Annotated in this window: 20 protein-coding genes and 1 pseudogene; 7 read left to right on the forward strand and 14 right to left on the reverse strand. The window is 37.9% G+C overall.

Features of this window, described 5'->3' with window-relative positions; genetic code table 11:
• Positions 1-27: 27 nt before the first annotated feature.
• The 4 genes and pseudogenes from C7Y47_RS15490 to C7Y47_RS15505 all read right to left on the reverse strand — a co-directional run bounded on the left by C7Y47_RS15490 (position 28) and on the right by C7Y47_RS15505 (position 3,320).
• Complete coding sequence (locus C7Y47_RS15490) at positions 28-582, reverse strand: HPP family protein (RefSeq protein WP_142509597.1); 555 nt, start codon at positions 580-582, stop codon at positions 28-30.
• 234 nt (positions 583-816) lie between these two features.
• The gene (locus C7Y47_RS15495; RefSeq protein ID WP_436970115.1) at positions 817-2,157 is read right to left on the reverse strand and encodes an acetamidase/formamidase family protein; all 1,341 of its coding nucleotides are present in this window, start codon (positions 2,155-2,157) and stop codon (positions 817-819) included.
• A 101-nt stretch (positions 2,158-2,258) separates the two neighbouring features.
• A pseudogene (locus C7Y47_RS15500) lies at positions 2,259-2,800 on the reverse strand (PH domain-containing protein).
• Positions 2,801-2,996: 196 nt separating this feature from the next.
• On the reverse strand, positions 2,997-3,320 hold the full coding sequence (locus tag C7Y47_RS15505) for a helix-turn-helix domain-containing protein (RefSeq protein ID WP_142509599.1): 324 nt from the start codon (positions 3,318-3,320) through the stop codon (positions 2,997-2,999).
• 431 nt (positions 3,321-3,751) lie between these two features.
• On the opposite strand from C7Y47_RS15505, the gene C7Y47_RS15510 reads away from it, so the two are divergent.
• Positions 3,752-4,474 carry a response regulator transcription factor gene (locus tag C7Y47_RS15510; RefSeq protein WP_142509600.1) on the forward strand — a complete coding sequence of 241 codons (723 nt, stop codon included), beginning with the start codon at positions 3,752-3,754 and terminating at the stop codon, positions 4,472-4,474.
• The gene (locus C7Y47_RS15515; protein ID WP_142509601.1) at positions 4,471-5,862 is read left to right on the forward strand and encodes a sensor histidine kinase; all 1,392 of its coding nucleotides are present in this window, start codon (positions 4,471-4,473) and stop codon (positions 5,860-5,862) included. The genes C7Y47_RS15510 and C7Y47_RS15515 overlap by 4 nt, the downstream gene beginning before the upstream one ends.
• A 28-nt stretch (positions 5,863-5,890) precedes the next feature.
• On the opposite strand, the gene C7Y47_RS15520 is transcribed toward C7Y47_RS15515, so the two are convergent.
• The 7 genes from C7Y47_RS15520 to C7Y47_RS15550 form a co-directional block, all read right to left on the reverse strand.
• Positions 5,891-6,253: a YxeA family protein gene (locus tag C7Y47_RS15520; RefSeq protein ID WP_142509602.1), complete on the reverse strand. Its 363-nt coding sequence runs from the start codon at positions 6,251-6,253 to the stop codon at positions 5,891-5,893.
• Between the two features lies 1 nt (position 6,254).
• Positions 6,255-8,123, reverse strand: coding sequence for an ABC transporter permease (locus C7Y47_RS15525; RefSeq protein ID WP_142509603.1), 1,869 nt, complete (start codon positions 8,121-8,123; stop codon positions 6,255-6,257).
• On the reverse strand, positions 8,110-8,877 hold the full coding sequence (locus C7Y47_RS15530; protein WP_142509604.1) for an ABC transporter ATP-binding protein: 768 nt from the start codon (positions 8,875-8,877) through the stop codon (positions 8,110-8,112). The genes C7Y47_RS15525 and C7Y47_RS15530 overlap by 14 nt, the downstream gene beginning before the upstream one ends.
• A gap of 209 nt (positions 8,878-9,086) precedes the next feature.
• Positions 9,087-9,560, reverse strand: coding sequence for a glutathione peroxidase (locus C7Y47_RS15535; protein WP_142509605.1), 474 nt, complete (start codon positions 9,558-9,560; stop codon positions 9,087-9,089).
• Positions 9,561-9,578: 18 nt separating this feature from the next.
• The gene (locus tag C7Y47_RS15540) at positions 9,579-10,913 is read right to left on the reverse strand and encodes an FAD-dependent oxidoreductase (RefSeq protein ID WP_142509606.1); all 1,335 of its coding nucleotides are present in this window, start codon (positions 10,911-10,913) and stop codon (positions 9,579-9,581) included.
• 13 nt (positions 10,914-10,926) lie between these two features.
• Positions 10,927-12,072 carry a VanZ family protein gene (locus C7Y47_RS15545; RefSeq protein ID WP_142509607.1) on the reverse strand — a complete coding sequence of 382 codons (1,146 nt, stop codon included), beginning with the start codon at positions 12,070-12,072 and terminating at the stop codon, positions 10,927-10,929.
• A gap of 334 nt (positions 12,073-12,406) precedes the next feature.
• Positions 12,407-12,694, reverse strand: coding sequence for a DUF6509 family protein (locus C7Y47_RS15550; protein WP_142509608.1), 288 nt, complete (start codon positions 12,692-12,694; stop codon positions 12,407-12,409).
• A 170-nt stretch (positions 12,695-12,864) separates the two neighbouring features.
• Between C7Y47_RS15550 and C7Y47_RS15555 the strand changes: the two genes are divergently transcribed.
• The 5 genes from C7Y47_RS15555 (at position 12,865) to tatC (ending at position 18,223) form a co-directional block, all read left to right on the forward strand.
• On the forward strand, positions 12,865-14,049 hold the full coding sequence (locus tag C7Y47_RS15555) for an alanyl-tRNA editing protein (RefSeq protein WP_142509609.1): 1,185 nt from the start codon (positions 12,865-12,867) through the stop codon (positions 14,047-14,049).
• 330 nt (positions 14,050-14,379) lie between these two features.
• The gene (locus C7Y47_RS15560; protein WP_142509610.1) at positions 14,380-15,126 is read left to right on the forward strand and encodes a gluconate 2-dehydrogenase subunit 3 family protein; all 747 of its coding nucleotides are present in this window, start codon (positions 14,380-14,382) and stop codon (positions 15,124-15,126) included.
• A 14-nt stretch (positions 15,127-15,140) separates the two neighbouring features.
• Positions 15,141-16,853: a GMC family oxidoreductase gene (locus C7Y47_RS15565; RefSeq protein WP_142509611.1), complete on the forward strand. Its 1,713-nt coding sequence runs from the start codon at positions 15,141-15,143 to the stop codon at positions 16,851-16,853.
• Between the two features lie 309 nt (positions 16,854-17,162).
• Complete coding sequence (gene tatA / locus C7Y47_RS15570) at positions 17,163-17,366, forward strand: twin-arginine translocase TatA/TatE family subunit (RefSeq protein WP_132363581.1); 204 nt, start codon at positions 17,163-17,165, stop codon at positions 17,364-17,366.
• 11 nt (positions 17,367-17,377) lie between these two features.
• A complete protein-coding gene (gene tatC / locus C7Y47_RS15575; RefSeq protein ID WP_142509612.1) occupies positions 17,378-18,223 on the forward strand; it encodes a twin-arginine translocase subunit TatC in 846 nt (281 codons plus the stop codon).
• 14 nt (positions 18,224-18,237) lie between these two features.
• Here tatC and C7Y47_RS15580 read toward each other — a convergent pair whose 3' ends face one another.
• The 3 genes from C7Y47_RS15580 to C7Y47_RS15590 form a co-directional block, all read right to left on the reverse strand.
• Positions 18,238-19,053 carry a metallophosphoesterase gene (locus tag C7Y47_RS15580; RefSeq protein ID WP_142509613.1) on the reverse strand — a complete coding sequence of 272 codons (816 nt, stop codon included), beginning with the start codon at positions 19,051-19,053 and terminating at the stop codon, positions 18,238-18,240.
• Positions 19,054-19,829: 776 nt separating this feature from the next.
• On the reverse strand, positions 19,830-20,453 hold the full coding sequence (locus C7Y47_RS15585) for a hypothetical protein (RefSeq protein WP_142509614.1): 624 nt from the start codon (positions 20,451-20,453) through the stop codon (positions 19,830-19,832).
• A gap of 13 nt (positions 20,454-20,466) precedes the next feature.
• Positions 20,467-20,964 carry a hypothetical protein gene (locus tag C7Y47_RS15590; RefSeq protein ID WP_142509615.1) on the reverse strand — a complete coding sequence of 166 codons (498 nt, stop codon included), beginning with the start codon at positions 20,962-20,964 and terminating at the stop codon, positions 20,467-20,469.
• Between the last annotated feature and the right edge of the window lie 92 nt (positions 20,965-21,056).

The following is a 21,056-nucleotide window of genomic DNA, read 5'->3' on the forward strand; positions in this document are numbered from 1 at the left end:
TTTCCGCCACTTGCTTAAATTTTTTCCTCACCAAAATAAAGGATACTTCCGCGTTTCTCGCAGATTATTTATCACTAGACCGAAGAATACGATAATGAGAGCACCAATAAGGACGGGCATTACTAGATAGCTCCATCCATAGCCTCCTAAAATAATAATAATTGGATTCGCTCCTGCTGGCGGATGAATGATTCCTAATAAAGCCATAAAAAAAATGGTTAAACTTACGCCAAGGCTAATTGAGACTATGCTCGTCCCTAACAACGAATACATGGTTAAGCCGACAAAAGCTGAAATCAAATGACCTCCTATAATATTTCGAGGTTGGGACAACGGCGCATTCCAAACGACAAATACAAGTACACAGCTCCCACCAAGTGACCCCATTAGCCATGGGGTACCTGTATAGTTCGTCAACCAAAGCAAGGCGGAAATACATATTAATCCACCGATTGCACCTGTTATCGCATCAGCAAAATTTGTTCGTGAAGGAGCATGTCCCCCACCTTTCATCTTGAATATGTATGTTTTAATAAGGTTTGATTTTTCTTCCTTGTTCTGCAAACGTACGAAATCTGCCATGAGTCACCTTCCTTTCTATTCAAAATTCTATAGAACCGTATCGATTTTTTGTATATTCTAAGCTTGTTCTATTATAACAACTACTAAATAGAATTCAATTTATAAATGTAAAATTTTGGATATAATTTAAAATATGTCTTTCGCCATAATTTTTAGCATTATAATCTATTAGAAAGAAAAAGCAAACTATGAAATTTTCTAGTTTGCTTTCTTTTTAGGCTTTTAGGTATGCATTTAATCATATTGTTTTTTCACTGGTTTATAAATTTTCGCTTTTTTTAGTACTGTTTTAGGTACTTGGAAAGTTGCTGTTACAACTCCTGGATGACGCCCAATTTCAATCGATCCTGTAATCGTCGCTCGATTCATAACCTCTGGCTCGCTCATCTCAAAAAGCCTTGCAGCACGACTTATAGCATTAGTTGTTGCTTCATTTAATGTTGTTCCAGAGCCAATAATTGATACAGGGAATACTTCCTCCACTTGTTTAACGCCGAATTCCTCGGCAAGCTCACGTGCACGACGTTTTTCTTCCTTAGTAAAAGGTTTAGCCGTATAAGGTAAATCCTCTGTATTTGGCAATAGCACAGGGCCATCCAAAGCTACTTTTTTCAACACACTTACCTGAAGTTGAACAATACCAGCAACATCCGTTGTATGTCCTGCAATTTCTCCGTCCCCTTGCATTGCGTGCATATCACCAATATACACCCCACCGCCCGGAACCTTTACTGGACAAATAATTGTTGCCCCCTCACGAACACGGCTTATATCCATATGTCCATCTGTACGATGTGTATCTAATTCAGTCTGCGTAAATGCATATTCATGTGGCGCACCGATTAAAAAAGAGCCAAAGTCACCAGCATTATGGGAATCGGGCATCGCCTTTGAAGGTGTCGTTCCAAGCTGCCCTAAAAAAGGTCGCATTCTTGCCATAACACCAACCAAATCACTTGGTGCTAATGCAACCGCAGGATTTTGCACAGAATTTTCAGGTGTACGCATATAATTTTTAGCATCAAGTGCAATACGGCGAGCACCTTCTCGCCCAACAGTCACGCCAATATTACCTTTATGATCTAACGCCATAGTATAGCCATGTGTCATGTTAAAAGGTGATGTTTCTGTATCACATGTCGAACAGCGAATGGCCTGTCGACCTATTCCCTTGACAACTGTACTAGGATGAAGCTTACCACAGCCTGGACACTTTACTGATACGAATGGATCCCCAATGAATCGGTCCAAAATCGCCTCATCATGCCCAGATGCTGTTGCTACTGATGTTACCTGTATTGATTTAATCCTGATAACAATGGCGTCTCCTACCTCTGCCCCTTCTATAAATACAGGTTTCGTTACTTCATGCCCACCACGGATCGTTGGTGTTAGCATCGGGCCCCAACAGCCTGGCGTAGTATTAGCAATAATTGTTCCACCGTCTTTGACAGGTCCAAGCATATTTTGTTGTGGATCTAAAATACCATCTATGAACTCATTTACGAATAACGTTTCGACAGCTTGCGGCTGCTGTACAAGATCTTCACTTTGTTTTCCTTCTTTTTCTAGCATTTGCAATTCGCTTGTCATTTTTTCGTCACGCCCCTAGTTCTGATTTTATGTATATACTTAAGTTAAAAATGCTCTCCACAAAACGTAGAGAGCTATATTCCTTAATTGTTCATGTATAAATCAACTATGTGTGAGAAATCTCCTTTCTTGTATTTTTCCTTATGGTCAATCATCCAATTACTCGCAAAACATGTAATCTCCTCAAATGATGCAGATGGTGGGACATTGTCATTGCCGATACGACCAATGGATGAAGAAGCAACAGATGAACTCTTTTCTGCCACCTCTAGCTTGTATGCATTTTGCCTTTGCTCATAGCTAATGGCATGCAACGCTTTATATAAATCTTTAATGTCATCGATAAAACGTTTATGAATATCAATTGATAATGGTGTATTGTCGATTGTAAATTTAATTTCGACATCAAGGTCAATAGTTCCTGCTGTTTCGAGGAATACATTACTAATATTGTGCATTAGGTAGTCGTAACGACGCAGTAAACGCTTTTTGCTCATCGCGCTCTCACCGTCTACATGGATAATCGCAATAATCATCTGCATCCGTCTTATCATAGTCCTCTCGAGTGATAACTGACACTAATACCTGAAAGTCCGAGCGCGTCTGCTGCTATTTTTTTAAACATTATTTCCCCCCTAATGATTGATACTCTTATTACGCTTTACATCTGTAAAAGTGTCGAAAAGTCTTAGTACTCTTACTAGTACTGACCTTTTCTGGAATGGTTTTAAAAAGTTATGAAAAAGCTCCTGCGATCAATGACACGCAGGAGCTAGAGAGTATTCTAATGTAAAGTTGTTTTCATTCTTCCTGAATATTGCCTAAAAATGCTTTAAAACCATTGAAATCAATCCGTAAAGCATTCCAATAATCGGTATCAAAGCCCACCATTGTGTTGTTTGAAGTTTATTATCTGTATTTTGGATTATAATCTCTTTTTGGAAAGCTTTGTCACCCTTAACCAATTCATCTAGCGAAATATTATATAGCTCACTTAATGAAATGAGATTATCTAAATCCGGATAACAATTACCGTTTTCCCATTTTGAAACAGATTGTCTAGAAACATTTAATTTTTGAGCAATGTCTTCTTGTGAAAAACTGTGCTCTTCTCTTTTATTTTTTAAATTCTGAGATAAATTCATCCATCATTCCGCCTATCATTTTTGATACCTTAACTTTACTAAAAATCCCCAAATCAATCGAGAACTCATTGGTTACTTTTTACGCAACCTAAAGTTGCATCGTTGATTTTAAAGGCTTTTTCACAAAATTCCAGAGACCTATACGTGTTTAAAAATAAACTTTTCAGCTGGTATGTAAATCATTATTTCCCCTTTATAGGTAACTAATTGGTCTTGATATTTATTAATTCAAATAATGAATAATGTCTCAATTCCTTTTTTAAGCAAGTTTCATTTATAATGAGTCACATAACGTAAAATTTTCAATCGGTAACTTTTATTGCAAAATAATAAGGAATTGCTTATCGTGCTATCACTAACTTATTAGCCATACGCTATTCTTAAAATTCTAATGACGATTGACAATATAAAGAAGAAAGGACGTGTGAACAATGCAAGAACCAACAATTCTAGTAGTGGATGATGAGGCAGATTTAGCAAAGCTTCTAAAAGTCAGCCTGCAAAAAGAAGGTTATAAGCAAATTCATACAGCTGGCTCCATTCAAGAAGCTTGGACGAGCTTTCAACAGACTCAACCCGATATTGTACTTCTTGACGTGATGCTTCCTGATGGTGAGGGCTACGATTTATGTCGACGTATTCGAGAAGTATCGCATGTGCCGGTGCTTTTCATGTCAGCCAAAAACGAGGAAATTGATAAAATTTTAGGACTTGCTATTGGAGGGGACGACTATATTACGAAACCTTTTAGTCCTAAAGAGGTCGCCTATCGTGTGAAGGCACAGCTTCGCAGAGCTGGTTATCAAACGCAGGAAGCAGTGCCTGTAACTTCAGCGAACTCGATTCAAGTTGGTCCATTCTTGCTTAATGGAGATGAAACGGAGGTACATAAGGACGGTGTTTTATTGGAGCTAACAGCGAAAGAGATCGGCTTGATGACTTGCTTTATGAACAATCCTAATCGAATTTTAAGTAAAGAAACTCTATTTGAGCGTGTGTGGGGAGAGGACTTTTTCGGCTCAGACAATACCGTAATGGTGCATATTCGACGTTTGCGTGAAAAGGTTGAATATGATGCATCAAAACCTATGTATATTACAACTGTAAAAGGGCTTGGCTATAAATTTGTCGTTCCAAAAGAGGAGCAAGTATGAAATGGAAATTAACAGCTAGATTTCTGCTTTCTGTGCTGTCTATTGTTATTATTGTTATTTTCCTAAATACAGCCATTTTAATTGGTTTTTTCATTTTTCAACAGGTAAATAAATACGATAAAACAACTTCGTATTCAGAGGAAAACTTCGTGCGCGAGTTCCAACAGTATATTGATATAAGTAATGGAACGGTAGCGGTAAGCAAGGATGGACTTCAACAATTGCATCAGCGAAATGCTTGGATTCAATTACTTGATAATAATGGACAGGTCATTGAAGCCCATTTTGCTCCAAAGAAAGCTCATGCTCACTATGCGCCGATTGATTTAATTCAAGTTTATAAATATAAAGAATTCGACGTAGATACAACCGTATATGTGGGAAGTAAAGAAAGTATCAGTTATCTTATCGGCATCGAAGGAAGTGGCGTTACTAGATATGTCACTCATTTTTCTGGTTCTTCCGTATTACAGTTTATTGGTAAGTTTGGTTTGCTCATTGTCCTTGCTGATTTATTAGTAGCTACGCTCGTTGGCTGGCTTTTCGGTCGAACGTTGACCAAGCCCCTACACGCAATGATTGAACGTATTCGTCATTTAAAAAATCATGAGCATGTTTCTAGTAAAATGCCAGGTGGTGTGTACAAACCTGTTTTCGAGAATTTAAATGAAGTATCAAAAGAGCTTGCCGCACACGAGCAGGAACGTAAAAGATTAGAAATGATGCGTGAGGAATGGATCAGCAATGTGTCACACGATATGAAAACACCTCTTGCTTCGATTCGTGGTTATGCGGAGCTACTGAATGATGGAAAATTGACTGCTGATGAACAAAGAGACTACGCTCACATTATCGAAAAACAATCATTGCATATGCAAGATTTACTCGATGATTTAAATTTAACTATGCGCTTAAGACATCAGCAGCTTCCGCTCAGCTTAACCGAAGTAAATATGGTGCAATTTATTCGTGAAATCGTTATAGATACACTCAATACCCCTCAATATGAGGAAGCCAGTATTGAGTTTAATGCAACGAACGATGTCATCAAGCATCACATTGACGAGCACTTTATGCGACGAGCGATAATGAATTTTTTACACAATGCATTGCTTCATAATCCTTCTGATGTATCAGTTACTATTCTTGTTGAAGATCATTCAATTACGATTTCCGATAACGGTAACGGCATTTCCGCCGAAGATCTTGAACATATTTTCGAGCGCTATTATCGAGGGACAAATACTGAGCAGACACATGGTACTGGGTTAGGTACTGCTATTGCTAGAGATATTATTGAAGCGCACGGAGGAACTGTGACTATTACCTCTGAGGAACAACAAGGTACAGCTGTTAGCATTCAATTTCAAGTAGAAAAAAAGGAGTAGCCCTAAAACTAGGGACTACTCCTTCTTCTTATTTCTTCATTAACTCCTGTACTTTTGCAGGTAGCTCATGGAATTTTACTTCATCATATGATGAAACTTCTGTTTCTTTTTTTACATAAAGCTTTAAGTATGCATCATGACGTAAATTTTTCTGAGCTGAAAACTTCAATGTTTTCTCTTCACCGTTCTCGTCATAAGCAGGTAGCTCGTACCAATATGACTTCCATATTTCTCCGTTGCTTGCCTTGAATTCCTCCATTTCACCATCAGTAGTGATATGAACATAGTATGCTTCTTTATTTAAACGGTTAAAATCAACGGTCATCAGCACAACAAGACCTACAACGAACAATAAGAACAATGCTCCTATACCTAAGAAAACCTTTTTCATATTAATTCCCCTGTCTAATAATTTTATAGAATGAACGAACTGTAAAGATATAATAGATGCCGTAAATTGCTGAATAAGCAATCATCCACAGAATTACTGGTTTAGTAATATCCATACTAAATAGCTGTGAAAAGGCTAGTAGCGCAAATGCACTATGGACGATGCCAACAACGAGTGGTGCACTAAAGATAACGGCAACCTGCCCTGCAACTGTTTTTAATATTTGTTTTTTGTTCACACCGATTTTATTTAAAATTGCATATTTAGGCTGATCTTCCTCTGCCTCGGTTAAAACTTTAAAGTAAATAATACTTCCTGTCGCTGCTAAAAATACTAATCCTAAAAAGCTTCCTACAAACAATAGTGATCCTACAGTAGCTAAACCATCCTCATAACTTTGCGGAACACTTGAAAACCCTTCTTGCTGTTCAGTAGATAGTTGATTGTAAATTTCCTTTGAAATAGCCTGTTGCTTTAAGTCATTATCCATACCAACTACCTGCATTTTAACATCTTCTGCATTAGTTGCAGCGAACACTTTATCATTTACAACGAGGACTGTACCAGCTGGAATAAAGTTTAATACACTCTCTGTATACATTTTATCAACATGGAATGATTCCCCGTTCTCTAATTTAAATTCTTCACCGGTAAAATCATGTGAAAAACGTTCATCGAAGCTTGTATCAAGTAAAACTGTTGCACCATTTGCAATGTGCAATTGTTCATCTTTCCCCTGCAATTTTGCTAGACGATTATAGTCGGATTCCTTTAATAATGTATATTCAAAAAACGAAAATTCATTATCCACACGTAAATTTTTCACAGAAAGCGATTCGTTGTATAAGACGTCTTCTTGAGAAATTTTTACCGTATCGCCCTTCCACATAAATGTGTTAGGTAGCGCATGACGTACACTGGCTTCGGCATTGTAATACATACCGAAAACGCCACCACCTGCTGTGATCGTTGTCGCACTTAAAATAGCGATAATAGAAAGTGATTTAGCATTTGCTCGAATACGGTACAATAATTGTGAAACACCAATTAAATTCAAGCCTTTCCATGACCAAGAAGTTGCTTTTTTCAACGCCGTTAACACAAATACGCTAACACTATGGAATAATAAATATGTCCCTGCAATTGTCATACCTATAACCATTAGTGGCGTACCTAAAATTGTGAAGAATCTCCAAATTTTACTCGTAAAGATTTCTGCAGACGCTGTATAATAACCAAATGCAAGTAGCGCTGTCCCAAGTATAGCTGCTATTAATGATGCACGCGGAATTTTCTCTCCTTGCTTCTCAGCATGGAACAGGTCAATCAATTTAAATTGATAGATGACACGATAACCTTGTAAAGATGTGAATAAAAATAGTAGTGCAAAAATACATGTTGTATTGACTAGAGCCTCAGGGGAAAATGTTAAACTTCCTACAACCTCAAAGCCCATTAAACGTACTAAGATCATTAATAAACCTTGTGACATAAAGAATCCAAGAACAATTCCTAGTACTAGGGAAACAAAACCGATCACTAAATTCTCAAAAAAGAGCATTAAGCCGATTTTCTGCTTACGCACACCTAATAGCGAGTAAAGTGCTACTTCCTTTTTACGTTTTTTCATAAAAAACGAATTGGAATACGCCATAAAGATGACGATAAAGAATAATAACACAACAGATGATCCACTCATCAATCCTTTAATTTGCCGTGAAAATTGTTGTGAGGCTAAAATATCATCATTATATTTTAATGTCACAAACGTAAAGTAGATAACGATACTAAAAACCATCGAAGCGATATATAAAAAGTAGTTCGACAAATTACGCTGGATATTTTTACGCGCTAAACTAAATAACGTCATTTACTCCACCTCCGATGCCTCCAAGCACCTGTAAAATCTCTTGGAAGAATTGCTTTCTTGTTTGAGTACCACGGTGAATTTCCTTAGAAAGCTGTCCATCTTGAATAAATAGAATGCGCTGGCAAAAGCTTGCTGCGAATGCATCATGCGTCACCATCATAATAGTGGACGCTTGAGAATTATTCAAATCACTTAAACTTTCAAGTAAGTCTGTTGCTGATTTTGAATCAAGAGCACCAGTTGGCTCATCCGCAAATATTAATTTCGGCTCTGTAACTAATGCACGTGATGATGCTGTACGTTGTTTTTGCCCACCAGAAATTTGGTATGGGTATTTATCGAGTAACTCTTTTATCCCAAACAGTGTAGCTATGCGTTCTACCTTTGCGTTAATTGCCTTTGTTGGCACTTTTGCAATCGCAAGTGGCAGTACGATATTTTCACGAACGGTTAAAGAATCAAGTAAGTTATAGTCTTGGAAGATAAAACCTAGATTGTCGCGACGAAAATCTGCTAACTCTGCGTCCTTCATGCGCGCTAAGTTTGTATCACCAATAATGATTTCACCAGTCGTTGGTGTATCAATTGTCGCTAACACATTTAGTAGCGTGGATTTCCCAGCCCCCGAAGGCCCCATTACACCAACAAACTCTCCTTTTTCTACTTCAAATGATATATTCGATAGCGCTGTAAATGTATTTGCGCCTTTGCCGTAAGTTTTTTCTACATTTTGTACCTTTAATAATGGCGTCATAAACGCTCACCTCTTCTTTCTGACTTTAGTATACGACCCCAAACTTACAACAAAGTTGTCGCAAGCTTACAACAACCTTAAATCGTAGGCAATTTATCGAGAATTTTTCGCATTTTATCGAAACTTTTATGTGTTTTATCGAAAAATTTTCGCGTTTTATCGACCAAAAAGGATTCACACACAAACTGTGCGTGAATCCTCCAACTTTATTATGCTAATACTTTTTTAATATCATTCTCAAAACTACTTGGCTTATCAGCTGAACCATAGCGTCCTACAATCTCACCATTACGATTCACAAGGAATTTTGTGAAATTCCACTTTATACTGTTACCTAGAAAGCCTTTAGAATGAGATGTCAAATGCTCAAAAATAGGGTGTGCATCTTTACCATTGACCTTTACTATTTCATGCATCGGGAATGTCACTCCATATGTCAAACGACATTGTGATGCTGCTTCCTCAGCAGTCGCAACTTCTTGCTTAAACTGATTTGATGGGAAGCCAAGAATAACAAGGCCTTTATCCTGATATTTTTTATATAGATCTTCTAATTCTTCAAACTGTGGTGTAAAACCACATTTGGAAGCCGTATTAACAATTAACATTGCCTTACCCTTATAACGATCTAAACTATATTCAGTACCATCGTCTAGAGCAACTTGAATGTCGTAAATGCTCATTTCTAATTACCCCCAATGTTATAAACGCCCATTTTTTCTGGCAATCTGCTGTAGAGGATCCCAAACACCATTGAATGGAGGCGCGTAGGCTAAATCTAAATCTAGTAAATCTGGTAATGTCATTTTATTGTATAAGGCGGTCGCAAACACATCGATCCGTTTATCAACACCTGCAGGTCCAACAATTTGTGCTCCTAAAAGTTGTTGATCTCGTTTACGAACAACAATTTTAATAAACATCCGTTGAGCACCAGGGTAATAACCTGCAATATGGCGGGCAGATAATTTAAAGGCCTCATACTCAAAGCCTAGCTCTTTAGCCTTGCGCTCATTAATACCTGTCGTAGCGATTGTTAAATTGAAAAACTTTAAGATTGAAGTACCTACAATACCACTAAACGGCGCAGATTTGCCTGACATATTGAGTCCCGCTAAACGACCTTGCTTATTAGCAGTCGTGCCAAGAGGTACATAATCTAAGCGTTCTTTTACAATATTAAAATGCGTTGCACAATCTCCCGCAGCATAAATATTTTCAACAGATGTCTCTAAATGTCGATTGACGATGACCGCACCATTTTTAGCTAGTGCTACACCTGTTCCCTCTAAAAATTGTGTATTCGGTTTAATTCCAACGGCCATAATGACTAAATCTGTATCAAAAGCGCCATTGTCCGTAATAACACGCTCAACACGGTGATTGCCCTCAAACGCCTCTACTTTTGTATTTAGCACAAGCTCGATGTCATTCTTTTTTGCTTCCTCATGAACATGTTGCGCAAACTCTTCGTCTAAAATTCTTGCAACATAGCTACCTCGTTGAATCAATCTTACTTTTTTACCGCAAGCATGTATCGTCTCGGCCATTTCTAGCCCAATATAGCCTGCACCTATAATTGTTACATTTTCTATATCTAACGTTAAATCAGCTAGTAAATCCTCTAGCTGCGGTATTGTTTTCACCGTGTGTATACCCGCTAAATTTGAACCCTTCTCCACTGGCATAATAGGATCTGCACCTGTTGCAATAAGTAGCTTATCATAAGGAATTTCAAACGATTCCCCGGACGACTGCGTTCCAAAAACTAGCTTCTGTTCAACATCAATTCTGTTCACCTCATGACCAACACGGGCATCGATACGATACTTATCACGAAAAGTTTCTACATCTCTTGCTATAAGACGCTTTGTCGATGAAATACGCCCATCTACCACATAGGGTAAGCCACACTGCCCATATGAATAAATAAAGCCACGTTCTACAGATGTAATCTCTGCTCCTGGTACATTTCGATATATTTCCATTGCTGCTGACATTCCGGCAGCATCTCCTCCAATGATTACGTATTTCATCCAACAATCCCCCTTATTTTTTTCTCGTTGCTAGTAAGCCTGCGTAATAGTCCATAAATAAACGGCGTCTGCCTCCACTTACGATGACCCTTATTACATGAATAGCAATTACCATCGTTAGAACAAAATTCGCAATAAAGGCTAGCAATGTAATGACAATTTGCAGTACATAAAATGGTGAATCCATATCTAATTGAATATTTCCAAAAGTTGTTATCATTTCCGAAGTACATACTACCACGAGAATAGCAACACAGCGGCGCCAAGATTGACTGACAATACTTTTGCCGTTTTCACTGACCATTGTAAAACGCATAAATTTCATCCCTAACGTTGCCCCACTTGTAAAGCTTGGAACAACTCCAAATAGCAACATATACAAAGCAATTTTCACTAAAAACTCGAACATACCACTATAACCTGTTACGACACCAACGAAGAACAAAATGAACTGTACGATAATCAAATCAACTGCTAGTGCTAACAAAATAGATAATGGCTTGATGATATCTTTTTCGACCATTTCTGCTGCTTTAGCCGCTACCTCTTCATGTGAAGGAAACAGCGCCCACACAACAGGGGCTAAAAAGAATCCTAATAGTGCACCAACACTGTTAAGCATTAAATCATCCACATCAAAGATTCGATACGCACAATTAAAGATGCCATAAATCCCCGTAAATTGAGTTACCTCATAAAACAATGTTAGCAAAAAGCTAAATAGAAATGCACGCTTCCAGTACTCCTTTTTTTTAAGAAAATAACGCAAGTATACACCGAATGGCATGAGCAGTAAGAAATTATAGAATGCTTGATAAAAAGCAGGCTGCTTTGGTATATAAATCCACGTTGATGGATTCGTCAGAACAATCCCACTATCCTTTAAAATATCCGTGACAAATTGAAAAAGATGTAAATTATAATGGACTGTATCTGCAGCTTGTAGAGAGCAAGTATCACGTGTTTCCGGGAAAGGTAGTAAAACTAAACATAATGCCGATAAAAAGTAAAAAATAAATGAGAACATAATAATCGTTTTGGATACAGATAAGTAGCCATATTTCCGATAGGTATAAATAAGCCAAGGTACAAATAGTACAAAGGATAAAAAAATTGTTATTAAAAAAGCTACCATAATAGAATTTGTATAAACTGACATAGAACACACCTCTTCGTTTAAAAATCGGCTCTTCATCATAAAGTGTCGTTGATTTCCGTTTCGACTGGGCGCTTTCCTAGGGGCGTCCGATGAGCCGCTTCAGTGATAAACTTCAAAATAATCTTAAACTTAGTTTAGCACTTGAACACAACACGAATGTTTCACCAACCTTAAATAATCTTAACTAATGATGTAAAGTTAAAATTCCGCGTAGACTCCCAGAAGACAAACAAGAGTACGCCAATGTAGCTCGTGCCTGCCCACTGAAAGAAAAGCGGAATTTTACTAAATAAGAATATTAATTTTTGTTTGGAAAGGCTTATACGCCAGCATATTATGCTTTTGCAATTTCCTCTTTGCAAAATGCTAAAATTTCCTCTAGCTCTTCATCCTCTAATGCAAAGTCTAAATATTCGCCTTCAGCTTTTTCCATGATGAAGTAATTTAAAACAAATGACTCTTCACCTTTTTCAGCAATTAGTACACGAATTTCAATTCCGGCTTCGTGATAAAGCTCATCTTCTTCATCAATATCTACATCTAAAATAAATTCGTAGCGCTTGCCTTCAATAATGTTTGTTGGATCTAAAATTTCTTCCATCGAGAATTGTGTAATTTCCATTGTACGATCTCCTTTAAGTTAACCTGTTCTTATATATATTAAATCAAATTCAGCATGGGTCAAATAGAAAACTCATATACACTAGAAAGTAATTATGCCACAATGAAATAAAACTAGTTGAGAGATATGATTCTTATATGAATACTCTACATAAAGGGGGAGGCTTTTTCTTGAAAGAACTACTATATTATCAAGATGTTATGCTGCGCGAATTTAATGCAACAGTTGTCAATAAAGGAACCGATATAGATGGCCGTAACTACGTGGTGCTATCAAATACTGCTTTTTATCCAACAGGAGGCGGGCAACCTCATGACACAGGTACTTTAAATGGTATCGAGGTCATCGATGTTGAGAAAATGAATGATGAAATTCGTCATTATATTCAAGGTGACTCTTCAAATTTAGTTGGAGAGGTGCATGGTAAATTGAATTGGCAACGACGCTTTGATCATATGCAGCAACATGCAGGTCAGCATATTTTAACAGCGGCTTTTGTCGAGCTTTTTGATGCACCTACCGTTAGCTTCCACTTGGGCACTGAGCAGGTCACAATTGATATTGCAGTGGATACCCTAACGGAAGAGCAGCTTGTAGCAGCAGAAGCTCGTGCTAATGAAATTATTCTAGAGAATCTTCCGATTGAAACGAAATGGATTACAGAAAAAGAACTGGAGAACTATAGCCTACGTAAAGAGGTAGCCGTCACAGGAGATATTCGACTTGTTATTATTCCGGACTTTGATTACAACGGTTGTGGCGGTACACATCCAACATCTACAGGACAAGTAAGTGCGATAAAAATCCTTGGCACTGAAAAAATGAAGGGTAATATTCGTGTCTCCTTTGTCTGTGGTCACAGGGTTTTAGCAGAGCTTGCCATGCGAAAGAAAGTACTAGCTGACGTTGCAAGACAATTAAGTGTACCTGAGGTTGAAGCAGCTACAGCACTTACAAAAATGTTAACTACACAGAAAAATACAGAAAAAGCACTCGTAGCAGCAAAAGAGGAGCTACTGAATTATGAAGCAAAGGCGCTAGTATCTAGTAAAGAACGTATTATTACTGCAGCCTTTACTCAGCGTACTATGCAAGAGCTGCAAAAATTAGCTAGAACTATTGTCGCTGAGCAGACTGAAGCGATCGTATTACTTATTTCAGAAAATGAAGACAAGCTCCAGTTTGTCGCAGCACGTGGTGCAAAAGTTGAGAAAAGTATGAAGGACATTGCTGCAAAAGCATTGCCACTCATTAACGGAAAAGGTGGCGGCAGTGAGCAAATGGTACAAGGCGGTGGCGAGCGTATTATTTCTACCGAACAACTGTTGGAAGCTATGCAAGAAGTAGTTCAATAACAAATCATTTCGATGATAGGAGCTCCCCATTACTGGGGTAGCTCCTTTACTCATTTATGGCATCGTTTACTGAACATCCTATTGCCGCTATCTCCCCCATTGATAATTATCCACAGACATTTGCTCAGCTGTAGTAATCGTTATCTTATTTCCCCACACATTATCCACATTCAATGCACAACTTATCCACAATCTATCCCGATTACATTAAATTGAATCCTCGATTGGATTAAATTATAAATTTTTCCAATGATACCTGATTATAATTTACTTTTTTTGCTGATTATAAAAAATAGAATAGTTTCTATACATTTTGAGGGGAGGATTTCTATGAGTTCGGAAAAAGATATTTCACGTCGTGATTTTTTAAAAACGACAGGGATTGCAGCAGGTACATTAGTCGGCGGTGGATTAATAGGAGGCCTTGTAGGCTATAACATGCCTGGTAAAGGAACTGCCACGCTAGAGCATGGTCAGCATGGAACTGCTACTGAAGAGACTGGCTCGCCAAAAGCTAAAATGTTTTTTATGAATCAAAGAGACTTCAATATTTTGGCAAACGCGACTGAACGTATTTTCCCTGAGGACGATTTAGGTCCAGGGGCAAAGGGCTTAGATGTGCCTTACTTTATCGACCATCAGCTAGCAGGCCAATATGGTAGTAATTCTAAAGAATACATGCATGGACCATTCGGTGAGGGTGCGCCAACACAAGGTTATCAGAGTCGTTTAACGCGAGCGGAAATTTTTAAGCAAGGTGTCCAAAGGTTGGAGACGGAAGCACAGAATCGCTATAAAAAGAGCTTCAATGATATAGAGGCTAAGCAAATGGATGAAATTTTAACTGCCTTCCAGAAAGGCGACGTACAAATGAGTGGCGTCACATCTGCTTTCTTCTTTACTTTATTACGTGCAGCAACATTAGAAGGTGCTTACTCTGACCCAATATATGGAGGTAATCGTAATATGGATGGCTGGCGAATGAAAGGCTTCCCCGGTCATCAAATGGCGTATATTACGCAAATCGAAGAACCGAAATTCCAAAAAATTGAGCCTAATTCATTAGGTAGCCACTAATAGGGGGTTAGTAAATGGCCAAAACATTACCAGGTGTAGACGTTGTAACAGTCGGGGTAGGTTGGACCGGCGGCATTGTCGCTGCAGAGTGCTCGAAGGCAGGCTTAAAGGTCGTTGGCTTAGAGCGTGGACAAAAGCGCGGCACAGAAGATTATTTGACGATCCACGATGAGTATCGTTATGCAATTCGTTATGATTTAATGCAAAATCTCTCAAAGGAAACCATCAGCTTCCGTAATAATCGGAATATGAAGGCATTGCCTATGCGTCAGCTCGGTTCCTTTTTACTTGGAGAAGGGCTTGGCGGCTCTGGTACACATTGGAACGGTATGTCGTATCGCTTCTTACCGTATGATTTTCAAATTAAAACAATGACAGACAAACGTTATGGTGCGAATAAGCTTGGACCTGATTATTTATTACAAGATTGGGCATTAACATACGATGAACTTGAGCCCTATTTCGACAAATTCGAAAAAACGTCCGGTATTTCCGGTGATGATAAAAATCCATTTAGCGGGAAACGTTCAAATCCTTATCCGACGGGGCCAATGAAAATGACACCGATGCTTACGCAATTTGAAACAGCTGCAAAAAAATTAAAACTATCGCCTTACATGGTACCTTCTGCAAATTTATCAGAAGTTTATAAGAACCCTGACGGTGAAACGATTAATGCTTGTCAATACTGCGGCTTCTGTGAACGCTTTGGTTGTGAATATGGCGCCAAATCATCTGCGGAGGTTACTGTTGTTCCTACTGCATTAAAAACAGGTAACTTTGACTTACGCTATAATTCCAATGTTGTTGAAATCTTAAAGAAAGGCAATAAAGTAACTGGTGTCCGATACATCGATACGATATCTGGTGAAGAATTTATTCAACCAGCAAACGCTGTTGTACTTACTAGTTATGTCTTTAATAATGCCAAGTTATTGATGGTCTCTAACATTGGGGAACGATATGATCCAGCTACTGGAAAAGGGACACTTGGAAGAAACTATTGCTATCAAATACTCCCTGGAGCTGCAGGGTTTTTCGATGAGCAGTATAACACATTTATGGGTGCAGGTGCCCTTGGTATGAGTATAGATGACTATAATGGTGATAATTTCGATCATAGTGATTTAGATTTTATTCACGGTGGAAATATAGCTCTAACACAAACAGGTGCGCGTCCTATCGGCTCAAACCCAACACCTCCTGATACGCCAACATGGGGATCAGAATTTAAAAAACAATCTATTCATTACTATACACGCTCATTCGGGATTGGTGCACAGGGTGCTTCAATGCCACATAAAGAAAATTATTTATCTCTTGATTCTACGTATAAGGACGCTTACGGCTTACCTCTTGTACAGTTAACTTACAATTTTACGGATCAGGATCGCGCACTTCATAAATATATTTCAGCACGTGCAGCTGACATTATGAAAGAAATGGGCGCTAAAATTGTTGTCCCAAATGCTGAAATCACTGATTACAATATTGTACCGTATCAAACAACCCATAATACAGGTGGAACAGTTATGAGCTTAAAGCCAGAGGATGGCGTTGTGAATAACTACTTGCAACATTGGCATACAGAAAATCTTTTTGCTGTGAGTGCCGGAAACTTTGCACACAATAGCGGCTATAACCCAACAGGTACTTTAGGGGCACTAGCCTACCGCTGTGCAGAGGGTATTGTGAAATATAGCAAATCAGGTGGTTCCTTAGTATAACTTCTTTTTAGCGGGTGTTTGGACGCCCGCTAAAATAGAGGAACTCAGTCTAAGAACGCCACGTCCTGTGGCAAGTTATCTGTGCGAAAGCGAAGCGACAGCAACAACACACGACTGAGTGACCAACATCATGCTGCTGACGCTGCGTTAGCACTACGCTTTCGCGCAAAAGACATCTGTTGGCCCAAAGCCTCCGGCGAATGTCACCGAATCGGAAAGGAGTTCTTGGTGCTTGCACAAAGCCGATTCCAGACGCAATTATGCCGAGGCATGATTGCTATACTAATTTTATAAAAAGGAGGTAAGACTATGGGAGGTCTCGGAGCAATTGGTGTACCTGGGTTAATCATCATTTTAGTCATTGTTTTAATCGTGTTTGGTCCAAAAAAATTGCCGGAAATCGGCGGTGCGGTCGGTAAAACATTTGCGGAGTTCAAAAAGTCCACAAAGGGGCTTATCGATGATGAGGATGATTCAGTGAAAAAAGAAGAAAAAAAATCTGACGCTTCGTAGGAGGTTGTCCTATGGATCCATATGAAGAAGGAAAAAGAAAATATTTAAGTCCACTTGATAAGAAAGAAGCTGAGCCTCTCACACCTGTGGAGGCTTTTGCTGAAGTTCCAGTTGAGACAATTGAACCGGATACGAAAGCCGATGGGCCCCTTTTTCCAATAGCCCCATTGCTTGAACATCTTACGGAACTGCGAAAACAAATTATTAAAGGGCTTATCGTATTTATTTTATTTTTTATTATCACATTCTCTACTATTAATATTTGGTTTCCTTATGTAACTCGAGGACATTCACTAATTATTTTAGGGCCGTTAGAGGTTGTCAAATTTTATATGACGATTTCCACAACACTAGCATTTGGGCTATCAATGCCATTTTTAGTTCATTTTTTATGGAGTTTCGTAAAGCCAGGTTTAAAAGAAGAAGAAAGCCGTTTCCTCGGTCTTTATGCACCTGTCATGCTTTTCCTCTTTTTATTAGGCGTAGCTTTCGGTTACTTTATTGTGAATCCACTTAGCTATTCATTTTTAGTAAGTGTAGGAGCAGCTAATTTTGATGTGATGGTATCCGCAAATGAATACATGCATTTTTTAGTGATGACAACTGTACCACTCGGACTACTCTTTGAATTACCAATTGTAGCCCTCTTTTTATCGTCCATTGGTGTACTAACGGCTGAATCCATGAAAAAAATACGAGGCTGGTCTTATATCGGGATGGGCGTTGGTTCTGCTGTAATTACGCCACCCGATTTTATTAGTCAGCTACTCGTCTTAATTCCGATGATTATTTTATATGAAATAAGTATCTACCTTGTTAAACGTATAGAGCGTAAACAAATAGAAAGCACTGCGTAGCAAAGACGCAGTGCTTATTTTTTCTTTAATTCCATGACAACAATCTCTGGTGGATTAAAAATCCGCATAGGTACTGTACTATTGCCTAATCCTCGACTAACGGCCATAGTTGTTGTTCCTTCTTTAGAAAGACCAGCCGTATATTTCGGGAATATTCCCTGTCCTCGTGCGAAAAGACCGCCAATACCAGGGATTCGAACTTGTCCACCATGCGCATGTCCTGCAAATACTAAATCAATTCCAAACTCCACATACGTATTAAACACTTCTGGTCGATGTGCTAGTAATATCGTTAATATATTTGGTGGAACATTTTTTGTTGCTATTTCTAGCATTTCTTTCGTTGTTCTACCTGATAACGGATCTTCTATGCCAACAATCGCCAAGCGCTCCCCGTCGCGCTCAATGAAGGTCGATTCATTGGACAACACATGTACACCTAACGATGATAGCTCCTCATAAATTTCATTCACTTTATTCGTCGCTACTTCATGGTTTCCTAGTACATAATAGACATCCGCTAATTTAACTAATCCTCTAGCAGCTTGCAGGCTTCGCTCCAAATTATAACGATTACTATCAACTAAATCACCTGTAATAAAAATCAGGTCAGGATTTGTTGCTTTCACCTTTGCTACGAGCTTCTCTTGCTGTTCGCCAAAGAGAGCATCCTGTAAATCTGATATTTGTGTAATGCGTAGCCCATCGAAGCTGGCAGGCACTCTTTCTGACTCGAATTCATACTTGCTTACAACCAGCCAGTGATTGTTTACGTACAAAAAAATGACTATAAAAACAAGAAAAGAAGCTACATATAATAATTTTTTCAATCGCAATCGCTCACCCTAGGCTACTTTTTCATCAGATCAATTTCGCCTTGGCGTAATTGCCGCTGACGCTTTGCTTTCGCGCAGATAAACAATGCGTCCGGATTTTCAATTGTGCCCGCACAATTCATTCCTTTAAAAATCCGTGACATCCACCGGAGGCTTTGGCCAACATGATGTTGGTCACTCAGTCGTGTGCTGTTGTTGTTGCTGTCGCTTCGCTTTCGCACAGACAACTTGCCACAGGACGTGGCGTTCTTAGCTTAAGTTCCTCTATTTCAGTAGATACTCACTGAAAAGGAAAACATATGCACATTCATCTCATCACCTTGGAGAGGTGGGAGATTCTACTGAATGAAGATAAAAATCTGACCCCCCTATTATAAGCATAAAACAAAATAATTGTAAGCACATACACAGAAAATCATTAGATTGAACGAAAGAGTAACCCAAAAGTGCTACATTTAAAGAGGTCACCTAAAGTAGGGCAAGAATGATTTAAACAAGATTTATTTTAGACTCTTCAAACGCATTAAACCGAGTAGATAAAAGTTTATTTACTTGGGCTTAAATATTTACTAACTTAAAATAACCACTTGCTCTTAAAAACTATGACTATCGAAATATTTTTGCTATTACAAACAAAATACTGTAGATATGAAATTTTATGTTTGCAACATCTTCTAGAATGTTAAAATCAAACTTTATTAGAAATTATTCTTTTTATATAACTCGAGCTTCTATTCAAGATGACCACTCTATCTAGTGAATTATACTTATTAATTATCAAATACAATTCGAGCTTCATTAAAAATACCTTCAATTAAATCAAGCTCTGAATCAGCCCGGTTTTCTTCAAAAATTTCTAATTCATTAGAATCCAATGGTACTTTACCAATTGTAACGCCGCTTGTAGCAAATACCTCGTCTTGTTCATCAGTTAAAAACAATAGATATTCATTACCTTTATTCATTTTTTCATACCCGTTAAAACTATAAATAGTGCCTTCTGATTCAAAATTTAACTCCGCAATAAGAATAGATTGTTCTAAGTTAATTTTACTATTGGTAACTTCATTTTTTATAACTTCAGTAATTTTAAAATCTGCAACTGTATATCCACCAATTACGGATTCATCTATTTTAGATCTAAAAACCTCTATTCGAACATCTTCTTCCTTAGTTCCTTTAACAATAATAGGTGATTTTTTAACTAATTCATCTAAATCACTGAAACCATCAGTTTTACCTTCCCCATCAATTCTTTTAAGTTTTGTAGAAGTAGGAGAACTTTCCGACACAATTTTACTTTCGCTAGCATCTTCTTTAGAAAATTGTGAAATAAGAAAGCCACTAAATAAAACTGTAAATCCAGTAGCAACTACAAAAACTTTTTTCTTCATTTTTATTCTCCTTTCAATATTTTTTTGCAATACCGTCTTTGTCATCCTTTAATGGATAAGCTTTATCATTAAAATCCAATTCTCTCATTACAGCTATTCCATCATTCTTTTTTTGTGTATGGCCTAATCCTGCTTCATGACCTACCTCATGAACTATGGTTTCAATCCTTCGAGTTGAACCTAACTCTTCACGCCATTTTTTATAAATAGTGATTCTCCCACTACCAAAACTTTGGCCATAAAGATTGCCGTTATATTTATCTAAGTATTCAACACTAACTTCTACACCTGATGCGGAAGGAACTTTTTTTGTAAATTTAATCTCAGGTAATGCATTCCACGCTAGAATTCCCTCTTTAACTTCCCCACCTAAATTGTACTTATCAAAAGTAGGGTCTATCCAATAAAATGCGTCTTTTGGATTCTTAAATTTTTTGCTATTTAATTCGTAGGCTCGTCCTTTTTCAGGTACTTGGAAACAAAATAGTACTGTTAAGCAAAAAAAATACAAACAAAGTTTTCCACTTCATAAAATACCCCTTTTTTATTATCAGAATATTCTGATGTTTATGCCGTAATATAATGTATAATAAAAGTCAATGG

It is taken from the genome of Lysinibacillus sphaericus (assembly GCF_006864135.1).
In the GTDB taxonomy this organism is placed as follows: domain Bacteria; phylum Bacillota; class Bacilli; order Bacillales_A; family Planococcaceae; genus Lysinibacillus.

Coding starts and splice junctions, on each gene's coding strand:
- C7Y47_RS15490 (WP_142509597.1), bottom strand. CDS start 582: ATGGCAGATTTCGTACGTTTGCAGAACAAGGAAGAAAAATCAAACCTT.
- C7Y47_RS15495 (WP_436970115.1), bottom strand. CDS start 2,157: ATGCTAGAAAAAGAAGGAAAACAAAGTGAAGATCTTGTACAGCAGCCG.
- C7Y47_RS15505 (WP_142509599.1), bottom strand. CDS start 3,320: ATGAATTTATCTCAGAATTTAAAAAATAAAAGAGAAGAGCACAGTTTT.
- C7Y47_RS15510 (WP_142509600.1), top strand. CDS start 3,752: ATGCAAGAACCAACAATTCTAGTAGTGGATGATGAGGCAGATTTAGCA.
- C7Y47_RS15515 (WP_142509601.1), top strand. CDS start 4,471: ATGAAATGGAAATTAACAGCTAGATTTCTGCTTTCTGTGCTGTCTATT.
- C7Y47_RS15520 (WP_142509602.1), bottom strand. CDS start 6,253: ATGAAAAAGGTTTTCTTAGGTATAGGAGCATTGTTCTTATTGTTCGTT.
- C7Y47_RS15525 (WP_142509603.1), bottom strand. CDS start 8,123: ATGACGTTATTTAGTTTAGCGCGTAAAAATATCCAGCGTAATTTGTCG.
- C7Y47_RS15530 (WP_142509604.1), bottom strand. CDS start 8,877: ATGACGCCATTATTAAAGGTACAAAATGTAGAAAAAACTTACGGCAAA.
- C7Y47_RS15535 (WP_142509605.1), bottom strand. CDS start 9,560: ATGAGCATTTACGACATTCAAGTTGCTCTAGACGATGGTACTGAATAT.
- C7Y47_RS15540 (WP_142509606.1), bottom strand. CDS start 10,913: ATGAAATACGTAATCATTGGAGGAGATGCTGCCGGAATGTCAGCAGCA.
- C7Y47_RS15545 (WP_142509607.1), bottom strand. CDS start 12,072: ATGTCAGTTTATACAAATTCTATTATGGTAGCTTTTTTAATAACAATT.
- C7Y47_RS15550 (WP_142509608.1), bottom strand. CDS start 12,694: ATGGAAATTACACAATTCTCGATGGAAGAAATTTTAGATCCAACAAAC.
- C7Y47_RS15560 (WP_142509610.1), top strand. CDS start 14,380: ATGAGTTCGGAAAAAGATATTTCACGTCGTGATTTTTTAAAAACGACA.
- C7Y47_RS15565 (WP_142509611.1), top strand. CDS start 15,141: ATGGCCAAAACATTACCAGGTGTAGACGTTGTAACAGTCGGGGTAGGT.
- tatA (WP_132363581.1), top strand. CDS start 17,163: ATGGGAGGTCTCGGAGCAATTGGTGTACCTGGGTTAATCATCATTTTA.
- tatC (WP_142509612.1), top strand. CDS start 17,378: ATGGATCCATATGAAGAAGGAAAAAGAAAATATTTAAGTCCACTTGAT.
- C7Y47_RS15585 (WP_142509614.1), bottom strand. CDS start 20,453: ATGAAGAAAAAAGTTTTTGTAGTTGCTACTGGATTTACAGTTTTATTT.